Origin of the sequence: Blautia sp. AM28-27 (assembly GCF_003480905.1) — a bacterium.
GTDB lineage: Bacteria > Bacillota > Clostridia > Lachnospirales > Lachnospiraceae > Fusicatenibacter > Fusicatenibacter saccharivorans.
Genome location: NZ_QUJK01000044.1, coordinates 1 through 753 on the forward strand (window position 1 = coordinate 1; position 753 = coordinate 753).

General features: G+C 54.6%; 1 protein-coding gene. It reads left to right on the forward strand.

Going from position 1 to position 753, the window contains the following annotated elements; translation table 11 throughout:
- On the forward strand, window positions 1-753 hold a 753-nt coding region (locus DW743_RS17850; RefSeq protein ID WP_117762302.1), incomplete at both ends, for an MATE family efflux transporter.

The following is a 753-nucleotide window of genomic DNA, read 5'->3' on the forward strand; positions in this document are numbered from 1 at the left end:
TATGTCACAGACACAAACCCGGCGGAGTTCTCAGGTCGATCTGCTTCACGGCCCGATCCTGAAATCTCTGCTGCTTTTTGCCCTGCCGATCATGGCGTCCCGCGTGTTTCAGCAGATTTACAACACGATGGATACGCTGATCGTCGGCTATACACTTGGCGACTCATCGATTGCGGCGATGGGTGCCTGCTCATCCATCTATGAGATGATGACCGGATTTACGTTCGGCGTCGGAAACGGTCTTGCGATCGTCACGGCGCGCTGCTTTGGACGGCAGGAGACGGACCGGATGAAAAAATCGGTCGCATCCTGTATCGTCATCGGCGTTGCCGTGACACTGGTAGTTACCATTCTGGCGACGATCTTCATGCATCCGCTGCTGCGCCTGCTGAAAACACCGGCGGAGATTCTTGAGGAATCCTACAGCTATATTTCGATTCTCTCGATTTTCCTGTTCGTCATGTTCGCCTACAACCTGTGCTCCGGCCTGCTGCGGGCGATCGGCAACAGCTTCATGCCGCTTGTGTTCCTGATCTTTTCATCGCTGGTGAACATCGTGCTCGATCTGCTGTTTATCCGCACCTTCGGCATGGGTGTCCGGGGTGCCGCGATTGCAACCGTCATTGCACAGGGCATTTCCGTTGTGCTCTGCCTGATTTATATTGTTACGAAAGCGAAAATCCTGCTTCCGGAAAAACGCCACTTCGCGCTGGACCGCGGACTGTACGCAGATCTGCTGGCGCAGGGATTTTC